The sequence below is a fragment of the Alteromonas gracilis genome, assembly GCF_002993325.1.
GTDB lineage: Bacteria > Pseudomonadota > Gammaproteobacteria > Enterobacterales > Alteromonadaceae > Alteromonas > Alteromonas gracilis.
The window spans coordinates 172,940-195,946 of record NZ_PVNO01000025.1; the positions used below are offsets into that span (position 1 = coordinate 172,940).

The window sequence follows — 23,007 nt, forward strand, 5'->3', positions numbered from 1 at the left end:
AAAATCAAGGTTATGGCTTTTTAATCAGACTTTTTAGTGGGGCTTAGGCCACCAACGGGTTGTCCAAGCATTTCTCTTGTAACAAGAACCACGCCTTTTTCTGATACGCGGAAACCACGAGCTTTGTCTTGTTCGTGGTCGTATCCAATGGTGGTGCCTTCTGGTATCACGCAACCGCGGTCGATAATTACTTTCTTCAACTTACAGTGACGTTTAATCTCAACATCGGGAAGGATCACAGCGTCCTCAATAAGGCCGTAAGAGTGAACCCTAACGTTAGAAAAGCAAATAGACGAACGCAGTGTGGAACCAGAAATAATACAGCCACCTGAAACCACAGAATTAATTGCTTCGCCCCTTCTGTCATGGTCTTCCCAGACAAACTTCGCAGGTGGCAGCTGTTCCTGATAAGTCCAAATTGGCCATTTTCTATCGTATAAATTAAGTTGCGGAACCGGTGCGACCATTTCCATATTGGCCTCCCAGAAAGAGTCTATTGTACCTACGTCTCGCCAATAAGCGTTGTCGCTACCGCTCTGTTCGAAGGGGAACGCGTATACGGGGTGGTCAGCGATGATAGATGGAATGATATCCTTACCAAAATCCCGTTGAGAACCCATGTTTTCGGAATCTACGCGTAGCTGTTCGAAAAGAAACTCGGTATCAAACACGTAATTACCCATTGAGGCCAAGCATCGAGACGGGTCATTGGGAAGTGGAGTGGGGTTGGCAGGCTTTTCTTCAAATCCGATAATGCGGTAGTTTTCGTCTACTGACATTACGCCAAAAGCGCCCGCTGCTTCTTCAACGGGTACTGACATACAAGAAACGGTCATTTTAGCACCTGATTCCTTGTGTTTAGCCAGCATGTCGCCGTAGTCCATTCGATAGATGTGATCGCCGGATAGTATCATCACATATTTAGGAAGTTCATCTCGAATTATATCGATATTCTGAAAAACAGCGTCGGCAGTACCTTCGTACCAGTTGTCTGAGAAACGCTGAGAGGCGGGTAAAATTTCGACGGATTCACCAAGCTCTTTCTTGAAGTGCCCCCAGCCTCTGACTAAGTGCCGGATGAGAGAGTGAGACTTGTATTGAGTGACAACACCTATTCGCCTAATGCCTGAATTAACACAATTCGAAAGGGGGAAGTCGATTATTCTAAATTTACCACCAAAGTAAAGTGCTGGCTTAGCACGCCAAGTGGTGAGTTCGTGCAACCTAGACCCTTTACCTCCGGCGAGGATAAGCGCATAAGTATCGCGTGTTAAGTTACTGATGTAACGTGAACTCTGATCTGCCATTTCCTATAAACTCCTGTCAAAAAGCGATAGTTGAATATCGATAGAAATATAAAAAGAAAGCGAAGTGTTGCGATTGATAGCGCTATACATTGAACCCCTTGATTGAAGGGCTTTTTAATAACATAACTTCATATTACACAAGATATTTTAGAATGACAGTGTGATTTATAACCTTTGTGATGAAATAGTAAATTTATTTAAATTTTTGTTTTTGGCAGTGAGCCCCTCCGTACAAAGACACCCATCTTAATGTTTGACTGCACTCCATACAAAGACATCCACTTCAATGTTTGACAGTGTCAGTTTTCTCTTTAAGAAATTTAGCCAAAAATGGAAAAATTTAAGCAAGACACCCAACAATGTGCAAGCAAGACATCTAATAGAAGCTTGAATATTTTGAATTGGTACTGACCACTTACAAAATAATATTTACCAAGACACCCAAGATAATAATGCGTAAAAATGCAGCATTCAGTCTTAGCGAGCCGCTCAATCCACTATACCTAGCAGCCTTTGCCAATAAAATAAGGCAATCAACCTCATAAACTAAAGTTAATTGCTCATCAGCTTAGCGAAATGCAATGAAACGATATCGACCGTAGAGTCTCAAAAATATTCTGATTCCTGAAAATCTTTTCTAATCGACAACGTTTAGCGCATCTTTTGGGCAACGAGTCGGTCAGGTGCGCTTACAGCTGAAGTCATTCTTTACTAAATACGGCTAATTTTATTATTGATACCTTTAATGAAGACCTATGGTTGGGTGTCTAGCCAAGAGTATTAGGTCAATGTGTGCGCTAAAGACACTAATCTATAGGTGACAAATGTTAATCAAATGTTATATTTGGGCGGTTGGCTTTGATCGGGATTCTCAGATGAGTGCATTGAAAAAACTTTTAGTGTTAGTAGGCGTGTTAATTACACTGTTTGTAGCCACAAGTTTCTTTATTTCTAAAGATTACAGTGTCGAAAGAACGATTGTTATTAATGCAGAACCATCTGAAATTTATCCGTATGTTGTTGACTTAAAGGAATGGAGCAAGTGGGGAGTATGGTTCAAACGAGATCCAAATATGGAGCTCGAATTTTCTGGACCCGATAGAGCTATAGGTATGCGATCTGAGTGGAAAAGTGAAACTGAGGGAAACGGTGAAATGGAAATTACCCAGTTAGAGCATAACAGACGAGTTCTTTATCGTCTTTACTTTCCAGATTTTGACATGGGCTCTAATGGGGCGGTAGAAATAAAGCCTACCTCTAACGGTTCTATCGTTACTTGGCGTGATGAAGGCACAGTAGATAATAACCCTATTAATCGTTACTTCGCTCTGATGATGGATGGCATGATTGGTCCAGACTTCGAGATGGGGTTAGAGAATCTAAAAATCCTTGCTGAAAAGAGCTGAATAAACGTCTCAATCTGATCTCAAAAGAACGTCACCTAGTATTAGTGACAAAGAGTCAACGCTAACTAACTATGAATCAAAAAAACCGACTCATCTCAGGCTTATCGCTCAACAAATTAGCCGACCTTTTAATTTCCGCCAAAACAACGCTTACAGCACTTCTAGTCAGTGTAGGAGCTCCTGTGTGGATGATTGGCTGGCTTGTTCCAATAAGGGAGTCTGGCGCACTTTTACCTCAAGTACTTATCAGTGTTTATCTTCGAAATCATGCGGAAAGACACAAGGTTTGGCGTCTAGGCATGTTCATCCAAGCATCCTCAGTAATGGGCATTATAGCGTCTGTAACTCTATTTTCTGGATTTACGGCTGGAGCGGGGGTGTTACTGTCTCTTATTATTCTTAGTATTGGTCGTTCAGCGTGTTCTTTAACAGTCAAAGATATTGAGGCGGACGTTGCGAAAAAGGGTAAGCGAGGTAATTTAATTGGCATCGCTTCGACAATTTCAGGGCTGGTAACGCTATGCATTGCTATCCCATTAGTTGTTTTTGAAGGCGCACTTTCTTCAAATATGCTATTAGTAATTTTGTGTGCAAGTTTACTTTCGTTTGCAGCTACTTTGATTTGCGTGTGGCCTATCAGGACACGTGTAGATACCGGTGATAAGTCACGCGACACCTTTAGTGTTGATTTCGATTCTACCGTTTATAAATTTATCTTTGTTAGAGGATTGTTCGTCCATTCCGCGTTGGTCGCCCCTTACTTCATGATTGAACGCGACGGAGATGTGCAGGAATTGTTGCCAATTTATATTGGCGCTGAAGCACTCGCAGCGCTGTTATCATCCATAATCTGGGGTGAAATTGCAGATAAGAGTGCAAAGCTCACACTTCAGCTTTCTGGAGTTCTCGCTTTATTTGCATGTGTAGGGCTTCTCACCCTAGATTCAACGTCTATTTTCATTTCAGCCTTTTTGTTTTTCGTGCTATCAATAGCACATGCGGGAGTGAGAACAGGAAGGAAAACATATAGCTTGGATGTGAAGGAGGGTCACGAAAGAACCGAGCTCGTTGGATTTTCTAACACGGCAATAGGACTCATTCTATTAGGTTTCGGCGCGCTTTACGCAGCTTTGACATCTATTCTATCTTTTACCGTCGTCTACATAATGGCGGTAATGCTTGTGCTAGCGATTTTAGCAACGGTCATACTACCTAATGAAAAGTAGCAGTCTAACCGCCTAAACAAGAGGCTGCTGATTCTAGCTTTGCTATTCTCTTTCTGTTCGTACTTTTCTTGAAGAGCTCCATGGATTCGCGGTCTCCCGCGGCAAAAGAGAACGTGTCTTCAAAGGTCGTGATCATTTGGAGCCACTTACCTTGATTAATACCAAGCTTCGTTAACCTATTATTGAGTTTCATTACCTTGGAATCTGAAGAGTTGTCACTCATCATTTCTATTGAGGAATTTAGAAGCGCACAGTAATCTGTCAAAGAAAAATTAATGGTGCGACTAGGGTTCACGGTGGCGATAGTTTTAAGCGGTATGAGCCCTTTTATACGTTTACTTTTAGCGATGTAGCGCAGCCTCCTGTTTATGCTAGTATGTAACGAATCGTGTAGATTAGTAGCTACTTTTGCTCGTACTGGATTCAAATCGACATAGGCCATGCACGACAATAACGCCTTTTCCGTCAACAGGGCTTGAGAACGAAATCGGCCTTCCCAAAATCGGCCTGTACAGTCATCTTCTGCGTTGGCTTTCCTGGCAATATATTCATTAAGGTTCCTCATGAACCAACTAATATCGTGAAGCCTTCTCCTATAAATTTCAGCAGTGTTTTCTATTGTTTTTAATTCACTCTCGCTTACCGATTCACCTTTTAAATACTTCCTGGTAAGCAGGGTTCCTTTATGCATTTTATGCCATTGCACTAGCACATTGTCTGTAGACCAGGAACAGGCAGCTTTTTTGTCAACGCATAGCACTATATGCACGTGATTACTCATCACGGCATATGCACAAATGTCGATCGCGAATATTGTACTTAGAAACAAAAGTCTTTTTTCCACCCACGACTTTCTATGTTCGTAGCTAACATCGTTTTTTGCGTCATAGCCACAAAGATAGCTTCGACGGACGCACCGTGAGATGCAGTGATAATAAGGGGTGTCTTCAAGACTTATTAGAGATTTTCTACTTTGAGCCATTTTATCTTGTCAAAAAGCTTACGGTCGCACGACCATATCAACATTTAGTGCATCTTGTGAACTGACTGAAAGCACTGTTTACGTGCAGGTGTAAAGAGATAAGCAACAATGAAGACACCCATTGTATTTTTAACTTTTGAGAGGTTCAGTAAGAAGAAGCAAATAGGAATATTTAAGGCGTAGATTGGAGGTAAATTACGAATAAATTACGAAGACATCCAACGCAAGAATAGTTATTCAAAAGATAAGTCACAAAGACACCCAGCGTAATATCGTCTCTTTTCCTTTCAGACAAAAAGGTTGGTGTCTGATACGTAGTTATTCCAAATCTATTTGTAGCAGAGATACATCTAGAAAATTATGGATGGATGTCATGTAAACAAAGTAAATTTGTATTGGGTGTCTTTTTATCCTTCTGCAGAGTTTTTTTGAAGGTCGCGTTTATAAGTTGTTAGTCAAACGAGCTGCGTGTATTTTCATACACGCAGCCTCGAGTAATTATTTCGCAAGAAGGGCATTAGCAGCCTTTGAAATAGGCGCACGTCCCAATATGTCAGAGATATATGAAGAGGCTCTGAGTAAGGCTTTCATATCAACTCCTGTAGAGACACCCATGCCATCAAGCATGTAAAGCACATCTTCAGTAGCCACATTACCGCTTGCTCCTTTAGCGTACGGACAGCCGCCAAGGCCTGCAACAGCGGAGTCAATAGTTGATACGCCATACTCTAAAGCAGTATATAAATTGACGAGTGCCTGTCCGTATGTGTCATGGAAATGTACTGCTAGCTTATCGATGGTGATCTCTTTCAATACACTCTCTAGCAATAGACGTGTTTTTAATGGTGTACCCACACCAATTGTGTCGCCTAAAGACACTTCATAGCATCCCATGTCAATCAGAGATTTGCTTACTTCTGCCACCGCTTCGGGGGAAATTTCACCCTCGTAAGGGCAGCCCATCACACACGAAACATAGCCTCTAACTTTTATGTCGTTTTCTTTAGCCATGCTGAAAACGGCCTCGAAACGCTTCAAACTTTCGCTGATTGAACAGTTGATGTTTTTCTGTGAAAACGACTCAGATGCAGCGCCGAAGACTGCTACTTCCCTAACTCCTGCCTCAATCGCAGTTTCTAGCCCCTTGAGGTTCGGTGTTAGAGCCGAATATTGGACCCCTGCTTGAGCATCCAATGCCTTGAAAACTTCATCGGAGTTGGCCATTTGAGGCACCCATTTAGGTGATACAAAACTTCCGGCTTCTATGCGTTCTAAACCTGTATCTGAGAGCAACTCAATAAGGTTAATCTTTTGAGCGGCAGTTAACGCCAATTTTTCATTTTGTAAGCCATCACGTGGACCAACTTCAACAATGCTTACTTTTTTTGGAAACATGCCGTTAGCCCTCTTCAGCTTCTTTCGAAGAAAAAGCTAATAAGGTCGAACCTCCATCAACTAGTTCCCCTGGCTGAAAGAAGAATTCTTCAACTGAGCCGTCATAGGGGGCGGTAATACTATGCTCCATCTTCATTGCTTCCATTACCAAGATAGGTTGGCCTTTAGCAACAGGCTGATTTTTTTCTACTAAATGAGCAACAATGGTCCCGTTCATTGGAGCGCTAAAGTTCGCATCAGCATCTGAGGAACTGTCGTCGCCCAGCGAAGGAGAGATAACGCTGAACTTGGCATGGGTGTCTTTGTTAAATAGAGTATATTGACCATCATTATCAGAAAATGAATATGTGGTTTTATAGCCATCAATGGTGGCTTGTAGAACGCCACCAGCAATCGAACCCGTTGCATTATAAGTGTTTTCGCCTATGGTTAATCGGAAGCCGCAGGATACTCCATCATTTTGGTGTTGAACTTCAACAAGGATTTCTTGCTGATCGCATAGTAACGTTAAGTATTCACAATGCTGACTATTCGATCTCCAAGCCCCTGCTGCTGACCATACAGGTGGAGTCTTCTCTAAACCCTTGGCATTTTTCTTTCTGTGCAATAATGCTAGTAACGCTATCGCAGGTGTATTTACGTGGGTGTAATTGCTTGCGTCTGAATTGAACAAGGAATCATGATGCTTTTCTACAAATGTGGTTGTTAGTTCAGCTGAAACGAAAGCAGGATGAGCAGCCACTCGCTTTAAAAAGTCGATGTTTGTGCTAACACCATCAATATAGTATTCGCCAAGCGCACTGATTAACCGCTTCAATGCGATTTCTCGATTCTCGCCCCATACAACAAGTTTAGCAATCATGGGGTCGTAGAAAACGCTAACTTCATCGCCTTCAACCACGCCGGTGTCAACTCGGACAACATCGGTTTCTTTTGGCGTACGAAGTAACGCTAGGTTGCCTGTAGAAGGCAAGAATTCGTTACTTGGATCTTCGGCATAAATACGGGCTTCGAATGCGTGTCCCGTTAATGTAAGCTCATTTTGATTTTTAGGTAATGGCTTACCTTCGGCTATGGTTAACTGCCAGTAAACCAAATCTTCGCGAGTAATCATCTCTGTAACAGGGTGCTCAACCTGCAAACGCGTGTTCATTTCCATAAAGTAGAAAGATTCGTCTTCGTCCAATAAGAATTCGACGGTGCCTGCACCCACATAATCGATGGCTTGTGCAGCCAAAATAGCGGCTTCGCCCATTTTTTCTCTAATTGAGGGCGACATATTTGGAGCAGGCGCTTCTTCTATTATTTTCTGATGTCTTCGTTGAACCGAGCAGTCTCGCTCGAAGAGGTAAACGCCGTTACCATGGGTGTCACAGAAAACTTGGATTTCAACGTGGCGAGGTCGAGTGAGGTACTTCTCAACCAGCATATGGTCATCGCCGAAGCTCGCCATGGACTCACGTTTAGCTGCATTTAACGCTTGCGAGAATTCATCTGAATTCCAGACTTGTCGCATTCCCTTACCGCCGCCACCTGCTGCTGCTTTTAGTAATACGGGATAGCCCATGTCATCAGCCGCGTTTTTTAAGACAGCCTCGCTTTGCTCATCTCCATGATAGCCCGGCACTAAAGGAACGCCGGCTTGTTCCATGATGTGTTTCGCAGCAGATTTAGACCCCATTGCATGGATAGCAGAAGCTGGTGGGCCTACGAAAATAATATCGTTTTTTGCACAAAGGTTCGCAAATTCTGCATTTTCAGAGAGGAAGCCATAGCCTGGATGAATAGCATCCACACCGAGTTCCTTCGCTTTTTCAACGATTAATTCGCCACGTAGATAACTTTCTTTCGACGGTGAGGGCCCCAGAAAAACAGCCTCATCGGCCATTTTTACGTGTTGCGCGTTTTTATCAGCTTCGGAATAAACGGCGACCGTTTTTATACCTTGAGCGTTGGCTGTCTTGATAATGCGGCAAGCAATTTCACCGCGATTTGCGATTAATAGTTTATTTATCATTTTTCACCTCTACCCACGAAGCACTGCGTTTCTCTAAAAAGGCTGATAAACCTTCCTGACCTTCCTCAGACGTTCTTACTTCAGCAATAAGTTTGCTAGTTTCTGAAAGAAGCGAGTCGTTAATTTCTTGCGATGACACCCATTGAACTAGACTCTTAGCCTTCGCTACTGCTTGAGGGCCGTTCTTGAGAATGTTTGATAAAAGATTATCAATGGTAATGTCGAGTTCATCTTCGGTCACTGACTCACTAAGTAGACCCAGTCGTCGGGCCCGGCGGGCAGAGAACACTTCTGCTGTCTGGAAATAACGTCGGCTAACGCGCGTTCCCATTGCCTCTACTACATAGGGGCTTATGGTTGCCGGGATAAGGCCAATCTTAACTTCACTTAGACAAAATTTACTGAGTTTGCTTCCAATGGCAATGTCACAACAGGCTATTAAGCCAACAGCACCACCGAAAGCGGCTCCCTGAACTCTGGCAATGGTTGGTTTTGGCATTTCGTAAAGTGTCTGCAGCATTACTGCTAGCGCTAAAGCATCACTTTCGTTTTGCTCTTTGGTAAAACTCGCCATTTTTTTCATCCAGTTCAGGTCTGCACCAGCGCTAAAGCTTTTTCCTTCAGCCCTTAGAATAAGTGCCCTTACTGTCGAATCTTCCGCTGCTTTTTTGAAAACACGAGTAAGCTCGCTGATCATGTCATCGTCAAAAGCATTGTGCTTTTCTGGTCTGTTTAATGTGACCGTGGCTACGTTTCTTTCATCTACGCTATAGATAACTGACTGTTCCATAATCGGTACTCCTACATTCTGAATATGCCAAATTGGGTGTCTTCAATAGGCTTGTTGAGAGACGCTGAAAGCGACAACCCAAGCACTAAACGCGTATCTGCAGGATCGATGACGCCATCGTCCCAAAGCCTTGCAGATGCGTAGTAGGGGTGACCTTGCTTTTCGTAGGTATCGATTACGGGTTGTTTGAATGCCTTTTCTTCTTCGTTGCTCCATGTTTCACCAGCGCGTTCTTTTTGGTCGCGTTTGACTTGAGCTAAAACGCCCGCCGCTTGCTCACCTCCCATAACAGAGATACGAGCATTGGGCCACATGAATAAAAACCTCGGGTCGTAAGCTCTTCCGCACATCCCGTAGTTCCCCGCACCAAAGCTACCGCCGATAAGGACAGTGAGTTTAGGCACGTTCGCGCATGCTACTGCGGTAACCATTTTGGCGCCGTGTTTCGCTATGCCACCGTGCTCATATTGCTTACCAACCATGAAGCCAGTTATGTTTTGCAAAAATACCAAGGGTATTTTGCGCTTAGCGCATAGTTCGACGAAGTGCGCGCCTTTAAGTGCACTCTCACCAAAAAGGATGCCGTTATTAGCCACGATGCCTACAGGAAAACCGAAGATACGTGCAAAGCCACAAACTAGCGTTGTGCCGTATAGAGATTTGAACTCATCAAAATCTGAGTCATCAACGATGCGAGCGATGATCTCACGTACATCATATGTTTGACGACTGTCAGCAGGCACGATGCCATAAATCTCTTTAGTGTCGTAACGAGGGGGCTTAACCTCTGCAACATCGGCGCATTCAGGCTTTTTCCGGTTAAGCCTAGCGACCGCATTTCGGGCCAGTGAAAGGGCATGATGATCATTATTGGCAAGGTGATCCACAACACCAGAAATACGCGTGTGTACATCACCACCACCGAGTTCTTCAGCAGTAACTACTTCGCCGGTGGCTGCTTTCACCAGAGGCGGGCCTCCAAGAAAAATAGTCGCTTGCTCTTTTACAATGATACTCTCATCAGCCATCGCGGGAACATAAGCACCGCCAGCGGTACAAGAGCCCATGACGACCGCGATTTGAGGTATATTCTTCGCTGACATATTAGCTTGATTAAAGAATATTCGGCCAAAATGCTCTCTATCTGGGAAAACCTCATCTTGACGTGGCAGATTGGCGCCCCCCGAGTCTACCAAATAGATGCAAGGTAGATGGTTCTGCTCAGCGATGGTTTGCGCTCTTAGGTGTTTTTTAACCGTAAGAGGGTAGTAGGTTCCGCCTTTCACCGTGGCATCATTGGCAACGATCATACATTCTATACCAGCAACGATACCTATACCTGCAACAACGCCCGCACAGGGTACATAGTCATCATACACTTCCCATGCGGCAAGCTGGCCTATTTCTAAAAAAGGGGTGTCGTCATCTATGAGTGCATTTATTCGGTCACGAGGTAACAACTTTCCTCGAGATACGTGCCGTTCAGCGGCTTTTTCGCCACCACCCTTGCAAATTTGTTCAATTTTTTCGAGGAGATCATTCACCTGTGCCTGCATATGCTCGGCGTTAGCGATAAATGTTTCAGATTTCGTATTTATACTTGAGCGAAGAACGGGCATAACCCCTCCTTGTGTTGGGCATCGGCGACGTTGCCGAGTAAACCATGGTTAGCATGACACCCATGCCAAGAGATGTTGTTGCGATGGGTGTCTTTGTAATTTCGTTTTTTTAATTGAGTAATGCTTTATGTTTGTTAAACGCTTTAAAGCGTGGGTGTCTTGCTAGGTTGCTTTTAACGCATATTAAAAACAACCCAGCTATAAAACATAGGTCGACACCCTGTAATCCGTTTTTATTTAGACTCGTTAAATAGTTCACGGCCTATAAGCATTCGGCGGATTTCCGAAGTACCCGCTCCAATTTCATATAGCTTTGCGTCTCGTAATAAACGCCCTGTGGGATATTCGTTGATGTAGCCGTTACCGCCAAGCAGCTGGATTGCGTCCAGTGCCATCTTGGTAGCAAGTTCTGCTGAATAAAGAATAGCGCCAGCCGCGTCTTTACGCGTTGTTTCACCGCGATCGCAGGACTGAGCAACCGTGTAGACATAGGCACGAGCCGCATTCATTTGCGTGTACATATCAGCGACTTTGCCTTGAACAAGCTGAAATTGGCCTATTGATTGCCCAAATTGCTGGCGGTCATGGATGTAAGGAACAACGATGTCCATGCAAGACTGCATGATACCTAGTGGGCCACCGGATAAAACAAGTCGCTCGTAATCCAATCCACTCATCAATACGCGCACGCCTTCGCCTTCCTTGCCAAGAATATTCTCTGCAGGCACTTCACAATCTTCAAAAACTAACTCGCACGTATTTGAAGAACGCATACCGAGTTTGACTAATTTTTGTGCGCGACTAAAGCCCGGGAAATCTCGCTCTACAAGAAACGCCGTGATGCCTCTTGGGCCAGCATTAGGATCAGTTTTCGCATAAATAACAAAAGTGTGGGCGTCTGGACCATTCGTGATCCACATCTTATTGCCATTTAGAATATATTTGTCACCGCGCTTTTCGGCTTTTAATTTCATGCTGACAACATCTGAGCCTGCATTTGGTTCACTCATTGCTAGTGCACCAATATGCTCACCGCTGACTAATTTAGGCAGATACTTTTCTCTTTGCGCATCGTTCCCGTTCTTGTAAATTTGATTTACGCAAAGGTTAGAGTGAGCACCATAACTAAGGCCAATACCACCAGACGCGCGACTCACTTCTTCCATGGCAATGGTATGTGCAAGGTATCCCATGTCTGAGCCGCCGTATTGCTCTGAGACCGTCACACCTAAAAGACCCATGTCACCAAGCTTTTTCCACAATTGATTTGGAAATTGATTGTCAGCATCAGCTTGTTCAGCAAGAGGGGCTATTTCGTTTTGAGCAAACTGATAGACCTGGTCGCGCAGCATTTCGATGTCTTCGCCAAGTCCAAAATTTAAAGTAGGGTAGGAGGTATTCATGCGATTTTTCCTCGTTTGAGTTCTGCGAGTTCTTCTCGGCAGCGGGCTTCGACGTCATCCAGCTCAGTCATCAACATCTGGATGTCTTCTAATTGTTGCTTTAGCACCGCTCTTTTTTGTTCAGTCATTTCAAGCATTGCTTCTAACTGAACAGCCGAATTTGGATTAGTGTCGTACATGTCGAACAGTGTCTTAACTTCTGCTAACGAAAAGCCTAGACGTTTACCGCGTAGAATAAGTTTTAATCTCACCCTGTCTTTGTTGAGATAAACGCGATTCTGCCCCGTTCTCGAAGGCGACATCAGCCCTTGTTCCTCATAAAACCGGATAGAACGAGGAGTAATATCAAACTCTCGAGCGAGCTCACCTATTGCATACGTTTGTTCTTCGTCGTACTTGTTCATTACACGTACCTTGTCTTTAGCGCTGTTTAACACCCGTTGTTTAACATGGGTGTCATTGTAATTAAGTTCTGTACGTCGAGTGGGTGTCATCGCAATAGCACTATGGTTCTAGCGTATACACTTCGTCATAACGCTATAGTTAAAACGTAGTGTTTGGTTGACACATTCTCAGTACAGGTTTACGTTAACGTTAATTACATTTTACGTTAAGGTAAAGTAACATTTTGCTAACGTCAATTTTTCATGGTGAAGGCAGGGCGTTGCAGCTGATGGTGGTGTTTACTTTTGTATACATCTGAAAGTCTTCCTTCACTTAACATTATGAATATTAATAATTAAGGGGCACGAGCATGAGTAATGAATCAGTAGTGATTGTCGCGGCTAAACGCACACCTATGGGTGGTTTTAATGGTAGTTTGTCTTCGTTGGCTGCGACCAAACTTGGAGAAGTTGCGATTAAAGCCGCATGTGAAGGGATAGATGTCTCTGCAATTGATGAAGTTATTATGGGATGTGTATTACCTGCGGGTCTTGGTCAATCACCAGCTCGTCAAGCATCATTGGGAGCCGGGCTTCCGCTTAGCGCTGGCGTAACAACCATAAATAAAGTGTGTGGTTCAGGTTTGAAAGCAGTAATGATGGCGCATGACCTGATCAAAGCGGGCAGCGCTACAGCGGTCGTAGCCGGTGGTATGGAAAGCATGAGCAATGCACCATACATGTTGCCTAAAGCAAGAACGGGGTATCGAATGGGTCATGGTCAAGTGCTCGATCACATGATGCTTGACGGTCTCGAAAATGCCTACGACGGTAAAGCGATGGGATGTTTTGCACAGGATACCGCAGATGAAGAAAATATCTCTCGTGGGGAGATGGATGAGTTTGCACTAAGCTCACTCTCTAAAGCTAACGAAGCTATAAATAGAGGTACTTTTTCTGACGAAATTGTTCCAGTTACGGTCTCTTCACGCAAAGGTGATAGCGTTATCGATACCGATGAAGGCCCAGGCTCGGCGCGTCCTGAAAAAATTCCTACGCTTAGACCAGCATTTAAAAAAGACGGAACGGTAACGGCTGCAAACTCTAGCTCAATATCTGATGGTGCTGCCGCTCTTGTTGTTATGAGTGAGAGTAAAGCGAAAGAGTTAGGCTTAGCCCCGCTTGCGAGAGTCGTTGCACATGCAACACACAGCATTGAACCTGAAAACTTTACTGTTGCCCCTGTTGGAGCAATGGAAAAGGTACTAGATAAAGCGGGCTGGGAAAAAGAGGACGTTGATCTCTTTGAGATTAATGAAGCGTTTGCCATGGTTACTATGCTGGCGATCAAAAAGCTAGGCCTTGACGAAAGCAAGGTGAATGTAAAAGGCGGGGCATGTGCGTTAGGTCATCCAATTGGTGCATCAGGTGCGCGCATTCTTGTTACGCTTCTTCACGCTTTAAAGCAAAAAAATGCCAAAAAAGGTATCGCATCTCTATGCATTGGCGGAGGCGAGGGTGTTGCCCTTGCTGTTGAAATGCTATAGCTCGAACTTGGCTTACATGAAAAACATTTAATAGTAGAGTGCCGCTGTTTTTGCGGCGCTCTGTGTTTTAATAAGAGAAAAATTATAAATCATGAAGAATTTAGCCAAAACGTCTAAGCATTGCGGGCTTGTTATTGCGCTTTGCCTTTTCCAAAAGTTTGCCACAGCTCTACCGCAGTTATCACAGAATCAAGCCATGTTTACGCAATCTAACGCGAACGTTGTTAATCGCACAAATGCTTCTTCTCTTACCGTTTCACAAACACTATTAGCAATGTCGATTAATAATGACACCCATCGCACGGTTTCAGACCGTTTATTCAGTCATGGCAGAAATGACGAATCCGCGAAGCTTTCTAACGTTGCATATCAACCAAAAACAGACATTGCTCCGCCAACTATTTCTAAAAAAGACACCCACGATAAAACTGGCATTAACGAAGACACCCACGCAAAAAGTCTCAAAGTTGATAGCGACAATAAAGAAGACACCCACACAAAAAGCCTCAATGGTAATAGCGAAGAAAAAGCGGCCGTTCAGAGCGAAAAGCTAACGCAAGTGCCCTATGCTGCGTTGGGTGTCTTGCCAATGCGAGAGCATGATGAGCAGTTTAGCTATGGCGCAGAAGCCTTACAGCGTGTTTATGTTTGGCATGGGCGTAATGGGCTAGATACAAGCTTAAGCGGGAAAGCAATGGTGTTTGTGCATGGAGGCTGTTGGCTTAATGCTTATGGCTACGAACATGCGAAAGGTTTATACAGCGCGTTGGCGAATTTAGGGATGGGTGTCTATGTAATAGAATACCGGCGTGTAGGCGATGAAGGAGGTGGCTGGCCCGGAAGCCTTAATGATGTAGTTAATGCAATAAATATTTCACTTGAGCGTATTACGCTACAAGGTGATTATTCAGAAACGTTCATTGCGGGCCATTCAGCGGGTGGCCATCTTGCCTTGCTCGCGACACAACAAATGCCACAGCAGTTAGCACGCTATGGAGTGAAACAAGTCATTGGCTTGGCGGCAATAACGGATATCCGCTCATATGCCCTTGGCACGAATAGCTGTCAAACTGCAACAGAGTCGTTTATGAAAACTACGCCTGCTGAAAATCCAGACGCGTATAATAACGCCTCGCCGAACGCTACGCTTATTCACACTCCGGTTGTATTGCTACAAGGTGATGCTGATAGCATTGTGCCAGTGCAGCACGCTACAATGGCGGGAGCAGAAAAGCGCATAATAAATAATGGCGGCCATTTTGACTGGCTGCACCCTGAATCCACGTCTTTTGATGCTTTACTTGAGGTTATTGGTGAACATGATTAACAAGGTTTTTTCCGCAGAGCAGCTTGATAATAAAGATCCGCTAGCGCTAAAAGTGGAAGCATTTTCTCTGCCAGATGACACCATCTATCTTGATGGCAATTCGCTTGGTCCATTACCTAAGTCAGCCGAAGCGCGAGCAAGTGAAGTGGTGAAACAGCAGTGGGGGCAGGACCTTATTACAAGTTGGAATAAGCATCAGTGGATTTCTTTGCCGCAGCTTGTCGGTGATAAGATTGGTAATTTGGTTGGTGCAAAGAACGGTCAGGTTATTTGCTGTGACTCAATTTCTATTAATTTATTTAAAGTACTGAGCGCTGCGCTAAAAATGCGCCCTGGGCGAAAGGTCATTGCCACTACGCGGGGTAACTTTCCAACTGATATTTACATGGTTCAAGGGTTACTCGAACTGTTAGGCGATGAATACAGCGTGCGCTATATCGATGAATCAAACATTGGCGCTCAGCTATCTGATGACATTGCAGTACTCATGCTCACCCAGGTAAATTTTAGAACTGGCCTTAAACTAGACATGCAAAGCATCACAGCGTTAGCGCACGATAAGAACATTTTAACGCTATGGGATCTCGCCCATAGTGCTGGTGCGTTTCCAGTTTGTCTCGACGACTGTGACGTTGATTTTGCGGTAGGGTGCACCTACAAGTATCTGAACGGTGGTCCAGGCGCCCCTGCATTTATTTACGTTGCTGAGCGCCACCAAGCACAGTACAAGCAGCCTTTGTCAGGCTGGATGGGACATAGCGCGCCTTTTTCATTTTCTCCAGATTACGCACCAGATAGCACGGTAAAGCAGAATTTGTGTGGAACGCCAGGTGTTATTGGGATGAGTATTTTAGATGCGGCTTTAGATGTGTTTGACGGTGTCTCTCTCAAGGCTATCGATGAAAAATCAAAGAAGCTTCAGGCTTTTTTCATTGCAGAGGCAAAAAGGGCTGGCGTGTTAGACTATTTCAGCCTGGTTAGCCCGCCAATTGATGTAAGAGGGAGTCAACTAGCCCTTGCTCATGACGAGGCATACGCGATTTGCCAAGCGTGGATAGCAGAGGGCGTTATTGCCGATTTTAGAGCGCCTAATATATTACGTATCGGGTTTGCTCCGCTTTACCTTAGCTTCACTAATGTAGAAAAAGCTGTACAAACGCTTAGCGACATCATGGTCGAAAAACGGTACGAAAATGCTACTTTCCAACAAAGACAGAGTGTTACCTGAGCGATTAAACAAGTTCGTCCGCTATTTAATTGCAATTTAAGCGATTACGCTTAATACTTCGCGTTTGTCATTGTTTTTAGTCAATATTTGGGTGTTTGGTTGAAAAAAATAGAAATGCGTTTTTGGGTCTGTATTGTCTTCTTAGGAGCAAGCTTTTTTAGTGAGCTTCTATATGCTGCACCCGAAGATCAAATTTCATCCACGTCTCCCGAAGAAGTTACCTACTGCATCGACCCAAACTGGGCACCTTACGAAGCAATAAGAAACGGAATTCATGTGGGTATTTCGGCACAGTACATGAATTTAATTGCCGATATTACTGGCTTGAAATTCACGCTAGTTAAAACCGACAGTTGGCAGCAAAGCTTGGAGTATGTTCAACGAGGGGAGTGTCAGCTTATTCCTATGCTGAATACTTCTGACTATCGAAAACAGTTCTTAGATTTTAGTATTCCCTATTTTGAAGCACCTAATGTACTCGTGGCAAAGGCCGGAACGCCTATGCTCCAGGGATATTCAGGTGTTGGAAATCGCACTGTTGGTATTGTTCAAGGTTACAGGCAGGTCGAATACATTTCTCGCCATTATCCGGGGCTACGTTTAAAGCTTATTCCGTCGGAAGAGGAAGGCTTAAAGCAGCTCGAAAACGACGAATTTGATGTCATGGTTGGCTCATTAATGAGCGTTAATATGCACATTAATAATTTGAAATTAGAGGACTTAAATATCGTTGGTTATGCAGAGCCATTCGACTCTTTGGCCTTTGGTGTCAATAAGTCCTACGGCCATTTGGTCGAAAAGTTAAACTATGCTATCGAGCGTATTCCTGAGTCGCGGAAAGTAGAAATATATAAACAATGGAACAATGTTCAAATTCGCTACAGCCGCAATTATTCAGTGATGATACTGACTACTGTTATTGTGCTAATAAGCTTGCTTTGGCTGATATCACGAAATCGCCATGTGGGTGGCTACAAACGGATAATAAGTCAGAAAAACGAAGAAATATCGGCACTACAGGCGACCTTACTGGAGAAAAACAGAACGTTGGGCTTTCTCACCGCTCACGACACGATCACCGGGTTGTATAATCGGAACCACATGATTCAACGGGCGGAGGAAGAAATTTCTCGTTTCAATCGTTTCCACACCACTGCTTCACTCATCATTCTAGAGTTAACGCCATTCCAAGATGGTGACCTTCCCCTTGACGCATCGACGCGAGAAGATACGCTGAAAGTAGTCGCTACTCACTGTTTGAATACAGTAAGGGAAGTGGACGTGGTATCTCGTTTTAACGGGGAACAATTTATCATCCTTTGCCCGCAAACCGAGCTAGACGCAGCGAAAATTCTTGCAGATAGGTTGCTTGCATGTCTTATGGGACATTATCTGCTAAGTGAAAACTTTAACGTAGCCATTGGAATGTCGCAGCTTAAAGAGTCTGAGGAATTTCCCGAATGGATGGAACGCACTGTTAAAGCGCTGTACCAATCGAAACGACAGGGTTTTGGAAGCGTAAGTGTAGCGCAATAAAACTATGTGCTCGCTGCATGATTTATCCCAGACATTTAAGGCGAGCTGTTAGCAATACTACGCTCAGTAGTTGTTTAATTGCATCTAACCCCACGCTTTACAGTCAATGATAACCATGGGCTGCCAAGCGTATTAATCGCGTTAGGCAGCACGCCAAGTTAGATAATAGGTTCATAGTGCCATTGGTGAGCGTCGTAGTGGATTTGTGCGCGATCATACTCTCGCTCAGACCGCCAGTTTCTATTGTTTAGCTTAGCTGACACGCCCGGATATAGACGTTTGTTGGCGATAAGCTTTATATCAGACTGATAGGTTTCTTTTGCCGTTTTGACCTCGTTGGCTTTATTCTCTAACCACTCAAGCAATGCACTTTCGTTATTAAACAGCTCGATTGCTTCAGCGGCTTTACGCTGAAGTTCTTTGGGGATTTTTTTACTCTGGATAAGGGTTATTTTTTCTTTATGCTTTAAGTTGTTTTCACGAATCTGACGCAGCAGTTCATCTAACGAGTCTTTTCGTTCTAGTAACTGGTTAAAACCAGGGCTAAAGTCTACTTTTAACGTACTGCCAGACACAGCGCCAAGTGTACCCGCTTCAACCCTGCTTTGGCTTATAATGTCGCAGGCAAAAAGGTTGCCCATAGGTTTGTCGATTTGACCAACAATAACACCACCGCCGCAGCGCAGACGACTGTACGCAAGCTGCCTACCTACTGTTATGTTCCCACTACACTGAACATCAATACCTTGACCGTGCTGTACGTGAATACTGCCGGCTGCAACTAATTTGCATTGATATTCACCCTGGGTATCGTTAACTTTGCCCATGGCGCCTTCGGTAATGATAATGTCGCCCCCAGCTTCAATATGCGCTGACTCAACAAAACCATTTATGGTTACGTCACCTGCCGCTTTAATCTGCATTTTTTCAGTGACATCGCCGTTCACTAATACTGCGCCTTCGTAATTAACGTGGCCAGTACCTACATTCACGCCATTACAAATAAAGGTGTCATCGATGTTCATTATCTGATCGCGATACTTAGGCATACCAGAAATAGATGACATAAGAAGGTTGGCGTCGCTGTCTGAAACTACGGTGCCGCTTCCCATTTTAAAGTCAACCCACTCGCCAGATACGGCGGGAAGCTTATTGCCTCTTACGTCAAAACCTGAGCGACCTTTCGTGGGTTCAGTACGCCTTAAAACAGGCGTATTAACTTTGACACAAATAACTTCACCCAAGTTACGCATATCAACGCGCTCGCCATCATTGGTTTGAGGTTTGAGTACACGCTCTAACGCATTAGGAACCAGTGGAATAAATTTGGAGTTTTTGCCATTCCGCGGGGGAAGGCCCTTCGCTACCGTTTCTTCAAGCACAGTACCAGGCTGAGATTGCTTAGCTGAATTGAGCATAGCGGTTATGGTTTTCGTACTTAAGCCACGAACAACTCTGTTTTTAACGGCTAACGATTTAACTGTGCTTAGTGACGGAAGTTTACCGCCGTAGGGAGTAGTGAGGATCAGGTTAGCCTTCATGCCATCTTCTGGCACTCTGAACTCTATCTCTGCGTTTTTGCGCTCACCAATTCGCTCTTGAACGATAGTGCCATCACCGGTTTTAAAATAGTGATTTGCAGTGTCACAGGCTGTTTTTAACGCTTTTTCTGAAACATAAAGTCGTTTTGTTTCGCCGGTATCTAGCAGCTGTCTTATTTCTCTTATGTCCACTTCTGACGTAAATTCAGAAGGGTTAAGCATCAGGTTAATATAGGTTCTAGATTTATCGAAACTTATTGTTACGCCGTTCATGACATCGTTATTCCCTTGCGCACGTGAATTATTGTTATCGGCAGCATAAACGCATTCCTTGACCTTGTTCGAAGGTTGCCGTTCTTCTCTGAGTTTCTCTAATTTATGATGTTATAAAACCTCCGTCAAAGGTTTTCGGCGTATTGGTAAAGCGCACGCAAAATGGCTTGTTTATCTGGATTGTCGCTGTGCTCCTGAGCGAGAGACTCAAGTTTCATCATGTAAGATTCTAAAGTTATTGAGCCATGAAACGCCGGATCAGTAAGACGTGCTTGACGGTGGTATTGCCATTTTGTCATCTCATCGGCTGTCAAAGTATTAGGGTAGTTTCGCGCTCGATAGCGAAACAACAGCTTCTTCAATCCCTGATGTTGAGTTTTGTCACTGAACGTCGCCAGCTCTTCTGGCTCAGCGTCAATAACGCTCTCACACCAGCGGCGTTCCTCGTCGTTTAAAAAGCCGCCGCTGTATAGCGCATGGTCAATATCTTGTTCGCTCTCGTGTTGCTCGCTTTCGTACAAGGCTACAAGTTTGCTAGCTAATTCTGGTGTAGTGGCTAATTTTTTATAGTTCTCTAGGCAACGCTCTCTGTTCAACTCTAGACGTTCTGCATTGTCTTCTGTCATCGCTTTTGCAGTCGTAATGAAAGGCGAGCGGTTCACGTGAATGAGTTTAATGCCCGGACGCTCTCGCGGGTCGTCAAACGTATCTGAAGGTGCATAAAGCGCTTGTTTAATCTCATCTGGCGAATCGTTGATTAAGCTTTCGATATCATGAGATAAATCAACAACTATAAATGCGTTTGAATTTGTAGGGTGTTTAGCAATGGGCATCACCCAAGTACAACAACCTTGAGAAGCGGGCAGTTTTGAAGAGATGTGCAATAAGACGGAAGGTTTGCTCAAATCAATTTGCTGCATTACCGTATGTTTGTTGCGTAACGACAACGCATAGTCAAATAAGCGTGGCTGCTTTTCTTTTATAAGCTTAGCTAGCGATATTGTGGCATGTACATCGTTTAACGCATCGTGAGCGTTGTCGTGGCCAATATTATTTGCAGCGGTTAGTGCTTCAAGTTTAAAGCTCGGTGCGCCATCTTCTCGCAGTGGCCAGTTTATTCCCTCTGGCCGTAATGCATAACACGCTCTCGCCACGTCAATAATATCCCAGCGGCTATTGCCGTTTCGCCATTCTCGTGAATACGGGTCGTAGAAGTTTCGATAAAACAAATAGCGCGACACTTCATCATCGAAACGAATACTGTTGAAACCGACGCAACAGGTATTGGGTGTAGACATCTCTTGATAAATCTTTGCAGCGAAATCCGCCTCATTTGAGCCGTCTCTTATTGTCTGTTGAGGGGTTATTCCCGTCACTAAACACGCTTCTGGATGAGGCAAGTAATCGTTGGCGATAGCGCTCATAATATTGATAGGCTTGCCTATAACGTTTAGGTCCATATCCGTTCTAACCGCGGCGAATTGGCAAGGGAGATCTTTTTGTGGGCTCGTGCCAAAGGTTTCAAAGTCGTGCCACAAAAATGTAGGTGTATGCATAACCACCAGTGTGTTTTAAGTGAAATATTAAAGGCAGTGTACACTGCGTAAAATACAATACCAAATGCTGACGATTATATAGCCAATTCTTTTGCAGTTTTGGTGTTAAAGAAAAGCAAACACCCTTGTCAAGCACGTTTATCTTCTCGACAGCGCTGTAAAAATTATATACGCACTCATCTTAACCATTATCTTTATCCATGAAGTGGTCTAGCTTGTCTCCTATTATTGTGCCATGTTAATACGTCGCTATTTTCAAAACGTTATTATCATAAACGTAAGATTATCTATGCAGATTGGTATTAAAGGTAATAAATTCAGAAACCTTTTTTAGGAGTACACACGTTGAATAAAACGCATTGTTTCGTGCCAGTTAAAAGACTATGCAAAACCGTTTTGGCAGTAGGCGCAGTAGCCATGACGACGGTTGCGTTGAGTGGCAATGCTTTCGCTGAAAAGGAAGGCCAACGGTCGTCTAAGGTTGCGATTGCCATACACGGTGGTGCCGGCACTATCTTGAAATCGTCGATGACGACAGAAAAAGAGGCAGAGTACAAAAAGGTATTGTCTAAAGCGGTAAAGCATGGGTATACGCTTTTGCAACAGGGTGAAAAAGGTGAGGTTGCCGTGGTGGAAACCATTAAAATACTCGAAAGTTCACCCTTATTCAATGCAGGCATTGGGGCGGTGTATACCTTTGATGGTGAACACGAGCTTGACGCCTCGATCATGCACGGCGGAAGCAAAAATGCAGGTGCAGTGGCGGGTGTTAAAACCATTCGAAGCCCCATTGAAGCTGCGTTACTGGTAATGAACGAGTCACCTCATGTAATGCTATCTGGGAAAGGGGCTGAAGAATACGCAAAAGAAAATGGCCTTGAGCAAGTCGACAATTCTATTTTTGATACAGAATTTCGCAAAGAAGCGCTTGATAGAGTGAAGGCGCGAATGGAGCAAGCCTCTAATGGTTATGGCTCACAACAAGGTAACGAACGCTTTGGAACGGTTGGCGCTGTTGTATTGGACAGTGACGGCAACATTGTCGCTGGAACCTCTACCGGCGGAATGACGGCAAAGCGCTATGGAAGAATAGGGGACTCACCGATAATTGGCGCAGGTACCTATGCTGATAACGAGAGCTGCGCTGTCTCTGCCACTGGGCATGGGGAGTATTTTATTCGTTATCATGTGGCAGCTGATATTTGTGCTCGCATGAAATATCAAGAAGTAACACTAGAGGAGGCGGCCAACGCGGTTGTGCATGATGTGTTAGTTGAAGCAGGTGGTGACGGTGGGGTTATTGCTATTGATGGCAAAGGTAATATTGCTATGCCATTTAACTCAGCAGGTATGTACCGCGCTAGCATAGATACCGAGGGAAACATAACCGTGTCTATCTATAAAGACTAGTTGTTATTTTAATGTTAAATGTGCTGGCTTGTCGCTCAGTAAAGGACTAGTCTTTAAGTGT

The 23,007-nt window shown here is 44.2% G+C and carries 17 protein-coding genes; 7 read left to right on the forward strand and 10 right to left on the reverse strand.

The features are described 5' to 3' along the window. Positions 1–20: 20 nt before the first annotated feature. Positions 21–1,307: a glucose-1-phosphate adenylyltransferase gene (gene glgC / locus C6Y39_RS09320; RefSeq protein ID WP_105931000.1), complete on the reverse strand. Its 1,287-nt coding sequence runs from the start codon at positions 1,305–1,307 to the stop codon at positions 21–23. Positions 1,308–2,182: 875 nt separating this feature from the next. Here glgC and C6Y39_RS09325 point away from each other — a divergent pair. Continuing rightward, positions 2,183–2,713 carry an SRPBCC family protein gene (locus tag C6Y39_RS09325; RefSeq protein WP_105931449.1) on the forward strand — a complete coding sequence of 177 codons (531 nt, stop codon included), beginning with the start codon at positions 2,183–2,185 and terminating at the stop codon, positions 2,711–2,713. A 71-nt stretch (positions 2,714–2,784) separates the two neighbouring features. Continuing rightward, positions 2,785–3,939: an MFS transporter gene (locus tag C6Y39_RS09330; protein ID WP_105931001.1), complete on the forward strand. Its 1,155-nt coding sequence runs from the start codon at positions 2,785–2,787 to the stop codon at positions 3,937–3,939. Between the two features lie 4 nt (positions 3,940–3,943). On the opposite strand, the gene C6Y39_RS09335 is transcribed toward C6Y39_RS09330, so the two are convergent. From C6Y39_RS09335 to C6Y39_RS09365, 7 genes are all read right to left on the reverse strand, one after another. Next, complete coding sequence (locus C6Y39_RS09335; protein WP_105931002.1) at positions 3,944–4,921, reverse strand: transposase; 978 nt, start codon at positions 4,919–4,921, stop codon at positions 3,944–3,946. A 498-nt stretch (positions 4,922–5,419) separates the two neighbouring features. Beyond that, entirely contained in the window at positions 5,420–6,316 is an 897-nt protein-coding gene (locus tag C6Y39_RS09340; protein WP_105931003.1) for a hydroxymethylglutaryl-CoA lyase, read from the reverse strand. Between the two features lie 4 nt (positions 6,317–6,320). After that, positions 6,321–8,333: an acetyl/propionyl/methylcrotonyl-CoA carboxylase subunit alpha gene (locus tag C6Y39_RS09345; protein ID WP_105931004.1), complete on the reverse strand. Its 2,013-nt coding sequence runs from the start codon at positions 8,331–8,333 to the stop codon at positions 6,321–6,323. Then, positions 8,323–9,123: an enoyl-CoA hydratase/isomerase family protein gene (locus C6Y39_RS09350; RefSeq protein ID WP_105931005.1), complete on the reverse strand. Its 801-nt coding sequence runs from the start codon at positions 9,121–9,123 to the stop codon at positions 8,323–8,325. The genes C6Y39_RS09345 and C6Y39_RS09350 overlap by 11 nt, the downstream gene beginning before the upstream one ends. Before the next feature lie 11 nt (positions 9,124–9,134). Further along, positions 9,135–10,742: a carboxyl transferase domain-containing protein gene (locus C6Y39_RS09355; protein WP_105931006.1), complete on the reverse strand. Its 1,608-nt coding sequence runs from the start codon at positions 10,740–10,742 to the stop codon at positions 9,135–9,137. A 233-nt stretch (positions 10,743–10,975) separates the two neighbouring features. Then, the gene (locus C6Y39_RS09360) at positions 10,976–12,145 is read right to left on the reverse strand and encodes an isovaleryl-CoA dehydrogenase (RefSeq protein ID WP_105931007.1); all 1,170 of its coding nucleotides are present in this window, start codon (positions 12,143–12,145) and stop codon (positions 10,976–10,978) included. Continuing rightward, positions 12,142–12,549 (reverse strand): MerR family transcriptional regulator, encoded by a 408-nt coding sequence (locus C6Y39_RS09365; RefSeq protein ID WP_105931008.1) that lies wholly within the window; start codon positions 12,547–12,549, stop codon positions 12,142–12,144. The genes C6Y39_RS09360 and C6Y39_RS09365 overlap by 4 nt, the downstream gene beginning before the upstream one ends. A 350-nt stretch (positions 12,550–12,899) precedes the next feature. Between C6Y39_RS09365 and C6Y39_RS09370 the strand changes: the two genes are divergently transcribed. The 4 genes from C6Y39_RS09370 to C6Y39_RS09385 all read left to right on the forward strand — a co-directional run bounded on the left by C6Y39_RS09370 (position 12,900) and on the right by C6Y39_RS09385 (position 18,166). Then, entirely contained in the window at positions 12,900–14,075 is a 1,176-nt protein-coding gene (locus C6Y39_RS09370) for a thiolase family protein (protein WP_105931009.1), read from the forward strand. 91 nt (positions 14,076–14,166) lie between these two features. Then, positions 14,167–15,402 (forward strand): alpha/beta hydrolase family protein, encoded by a 1,236-nt coding sequence (locus C6Y39_RS09375; protein ID WP_240618853.1) that lies wholly within the window; start codon positions 14,167–14,169, stop codon positions 15,400–15,402. After that, positions 15,395–16,630, forward strand: coding sequence for a kynureninase (kynU, locus tag C6Y39_RS09380; RefSeq protein WP_105931010.1), 1,236 nt, complete (start codon positions 15,395–15,397; stop codon positions 16,628–16,630). The genes C6Y39_RS09375 and kynU overlap by 8 nt, the downstream gene beginning before the upstream one ends. Positions 16,631–16,729: 99 nt before the next feature. After that, complete coding sequence (locus C6Y39_RS09385) at positions 16,730–18,166, forward strand: diguanylate cyclase (protein ID WP_240618854.1); 1,437 nt, start codon at positions 16,730–16,732, stop codon at positions 18,164–18,166. A 158-nt stretch (positions 18,167–18,324) separates the two neighbouring features. On the opposite strand, the gene C6Y39_RS09390 is transcribed toward C6Y39_RS09385, so the two are convergent. Then, the gene (locus C6Y39_RS09390) at positions 18,325–19,980 is read right to left on the reverse strand and encodes a DUF342 domain-containing protein (protein ID WP_105931011.1); all 1,656 of its coding nucleotides are present in this window, start codon (positions 19,978–19,980) and stop codon (positions 18,325–18,327) included. 125 nt (positions 19,981–20,105) lie between these two features. Next, complete coding sequence (gene sbcB / locus C6Y39_RS09395) at positions 20,106–21,536, reverse strand: exodeoxyribonuclease I (RefSeq protein ID WP_105931012.1); 1,431 nt, start codon at positions 21,534–21,536, stop codon at positions 20,106–20,108. 417 nt (positions 21,537–21,953) lie between these two features. Between sbcB and C6Y39_RS09400 the strand changes: the two genes are divergently transcribed. Further along, positions 21,954–22,946, forward strand: a complete 993-nt coding sequence (locus C6Y39_RS09400; protein WP_105931452.1) for an isoaspartyl peptidase/L-asparaginase family protein — start codon at positions 21,954–21,956, stop codon at positions 22,944–22,946. Positions 22,947–23,007: the final 61 nt, after the last annotated feature.

What these genes read in the sequence shown, in the direction of transcription:
- glgC (WP_105931000.1), bottom strand. Translation starts at nt 1,307, where the DNA reads ATGGCAGATCAGAGTTCACGTTACATCAGTAACTTAACACGCGATACT.
- C6Y39_RS09325 (WP_105931449.1), top strand. Translation starts at nt 2,183, where the DNA reads ATGAGTGCATTGAAAAAACTTTTAGTGTTAGTAGGCGTGTTAATTACA.
- C6Y39_RS09330 (WP_105931001.1), top strand. Translation starts at nt 2,785, where the DNA reads ATGAATCAAAAAAACCGACTCATCTCAGGCTTATCGCTCAACAAATTA.
- C6Y39_RS09335 (WP_105931002.1), bottom strand. Translation starts at nt 4,921, where the DNA reads ATGGCTCAAAGTAGAAAATCTCTAATAAGTCTTGAAGACACCCCTTAT.
- C6Y39_RS09340 (WP_105931003.1), bottom strand. Translation starts at nt 6,316, where the DNA reads ATGTTTCCAAAAAAAGTAAGCATTGTTGAAGTTGGTCCACGTGATGGC.
- C6Y39_RS09345 (WP_105931004.1), bottom strand. Translation starts at nt 8,333, where the DNA reads ATGATAAATAAACTATTAATCGCAAATCGCGGTGAAATTGCTTGCCGC.
- C6Y39_RS09350 (WP_105931005.1), bottom strand. Translation starts at nt 9,123, where the DNA reads ATGGAACAGTCAGTTATCTATAGCGTAGATGAAAGAAACGTAGCCACG.
- C6Y39_RS09355 (WP_105931006.1), bottom strand. Translation starts at nt 10,742, where the DNA reads ATGCCCGTTCTTCGCTCAAGTATAAATACGAAATCTGAAACATTTATC.
- C6Y39_RS09360 (WP_105931007.1), bottom strand. Translation starts at nt 12,145, where the DNA reads ATGAATACCTCCTACCCTACTTTAAATTTTGGACTTGGCGAAGACATC.
- C6Y39_RS09365 (WP_105931008.1), bottom strand. Translation starts at nt 12,549, where the DNA reads ATGAACAAGTACGACGAAGAACAAACGTATGCAATAGGTGAGCTCGCT.
- C6Y39_RS09370 (WP_105931009.1), top strand. Translation starts at nt 12,900, where the DNA reads ATGAGTAATGAATCAGTAGTGATTGTCGCGGCTAAACGCACACCTATG.
- C6Y39_RS09375 (WP_240618853.1), top strand. Translation starts at nt 14,167, where the DNA reads ATGAAGAATTTAGCCAAAACGTCTAAGCATTGCGGGCTTGTTATTGCG.
- kynU (WP_105931010.1), top strand. Translation starts at nt 15,395, where the DNA reads ATGATTAACAAGGTTTTTTCCGCAGAGCAGCTTGATAATAAAGATCCG.
- C6Y39_RS09390 (WP_105931011.1), bottom strand. Translation starts at nt 19,980, where the DNA reads ATGAACGGCGTAACAATAAGTTTCGATAAATCTAGAACCTATATTAAC.
- sbcB (WP_105931012.1), bottom strand. Translation starts at nt 21,536, where the DNA reads ATGCATACACCTACATTTTTGTGGCACGACTTTGAAACCTTTGGCACG.
- C6Y39_RS09400 (WP_105931452.1), top strand. Translation starts at nt 21,954, where the DNA reads ATGACGACGGTTGCGTTGAGTGGCAATGCTTTCGCTGAAAAGGAAGGC.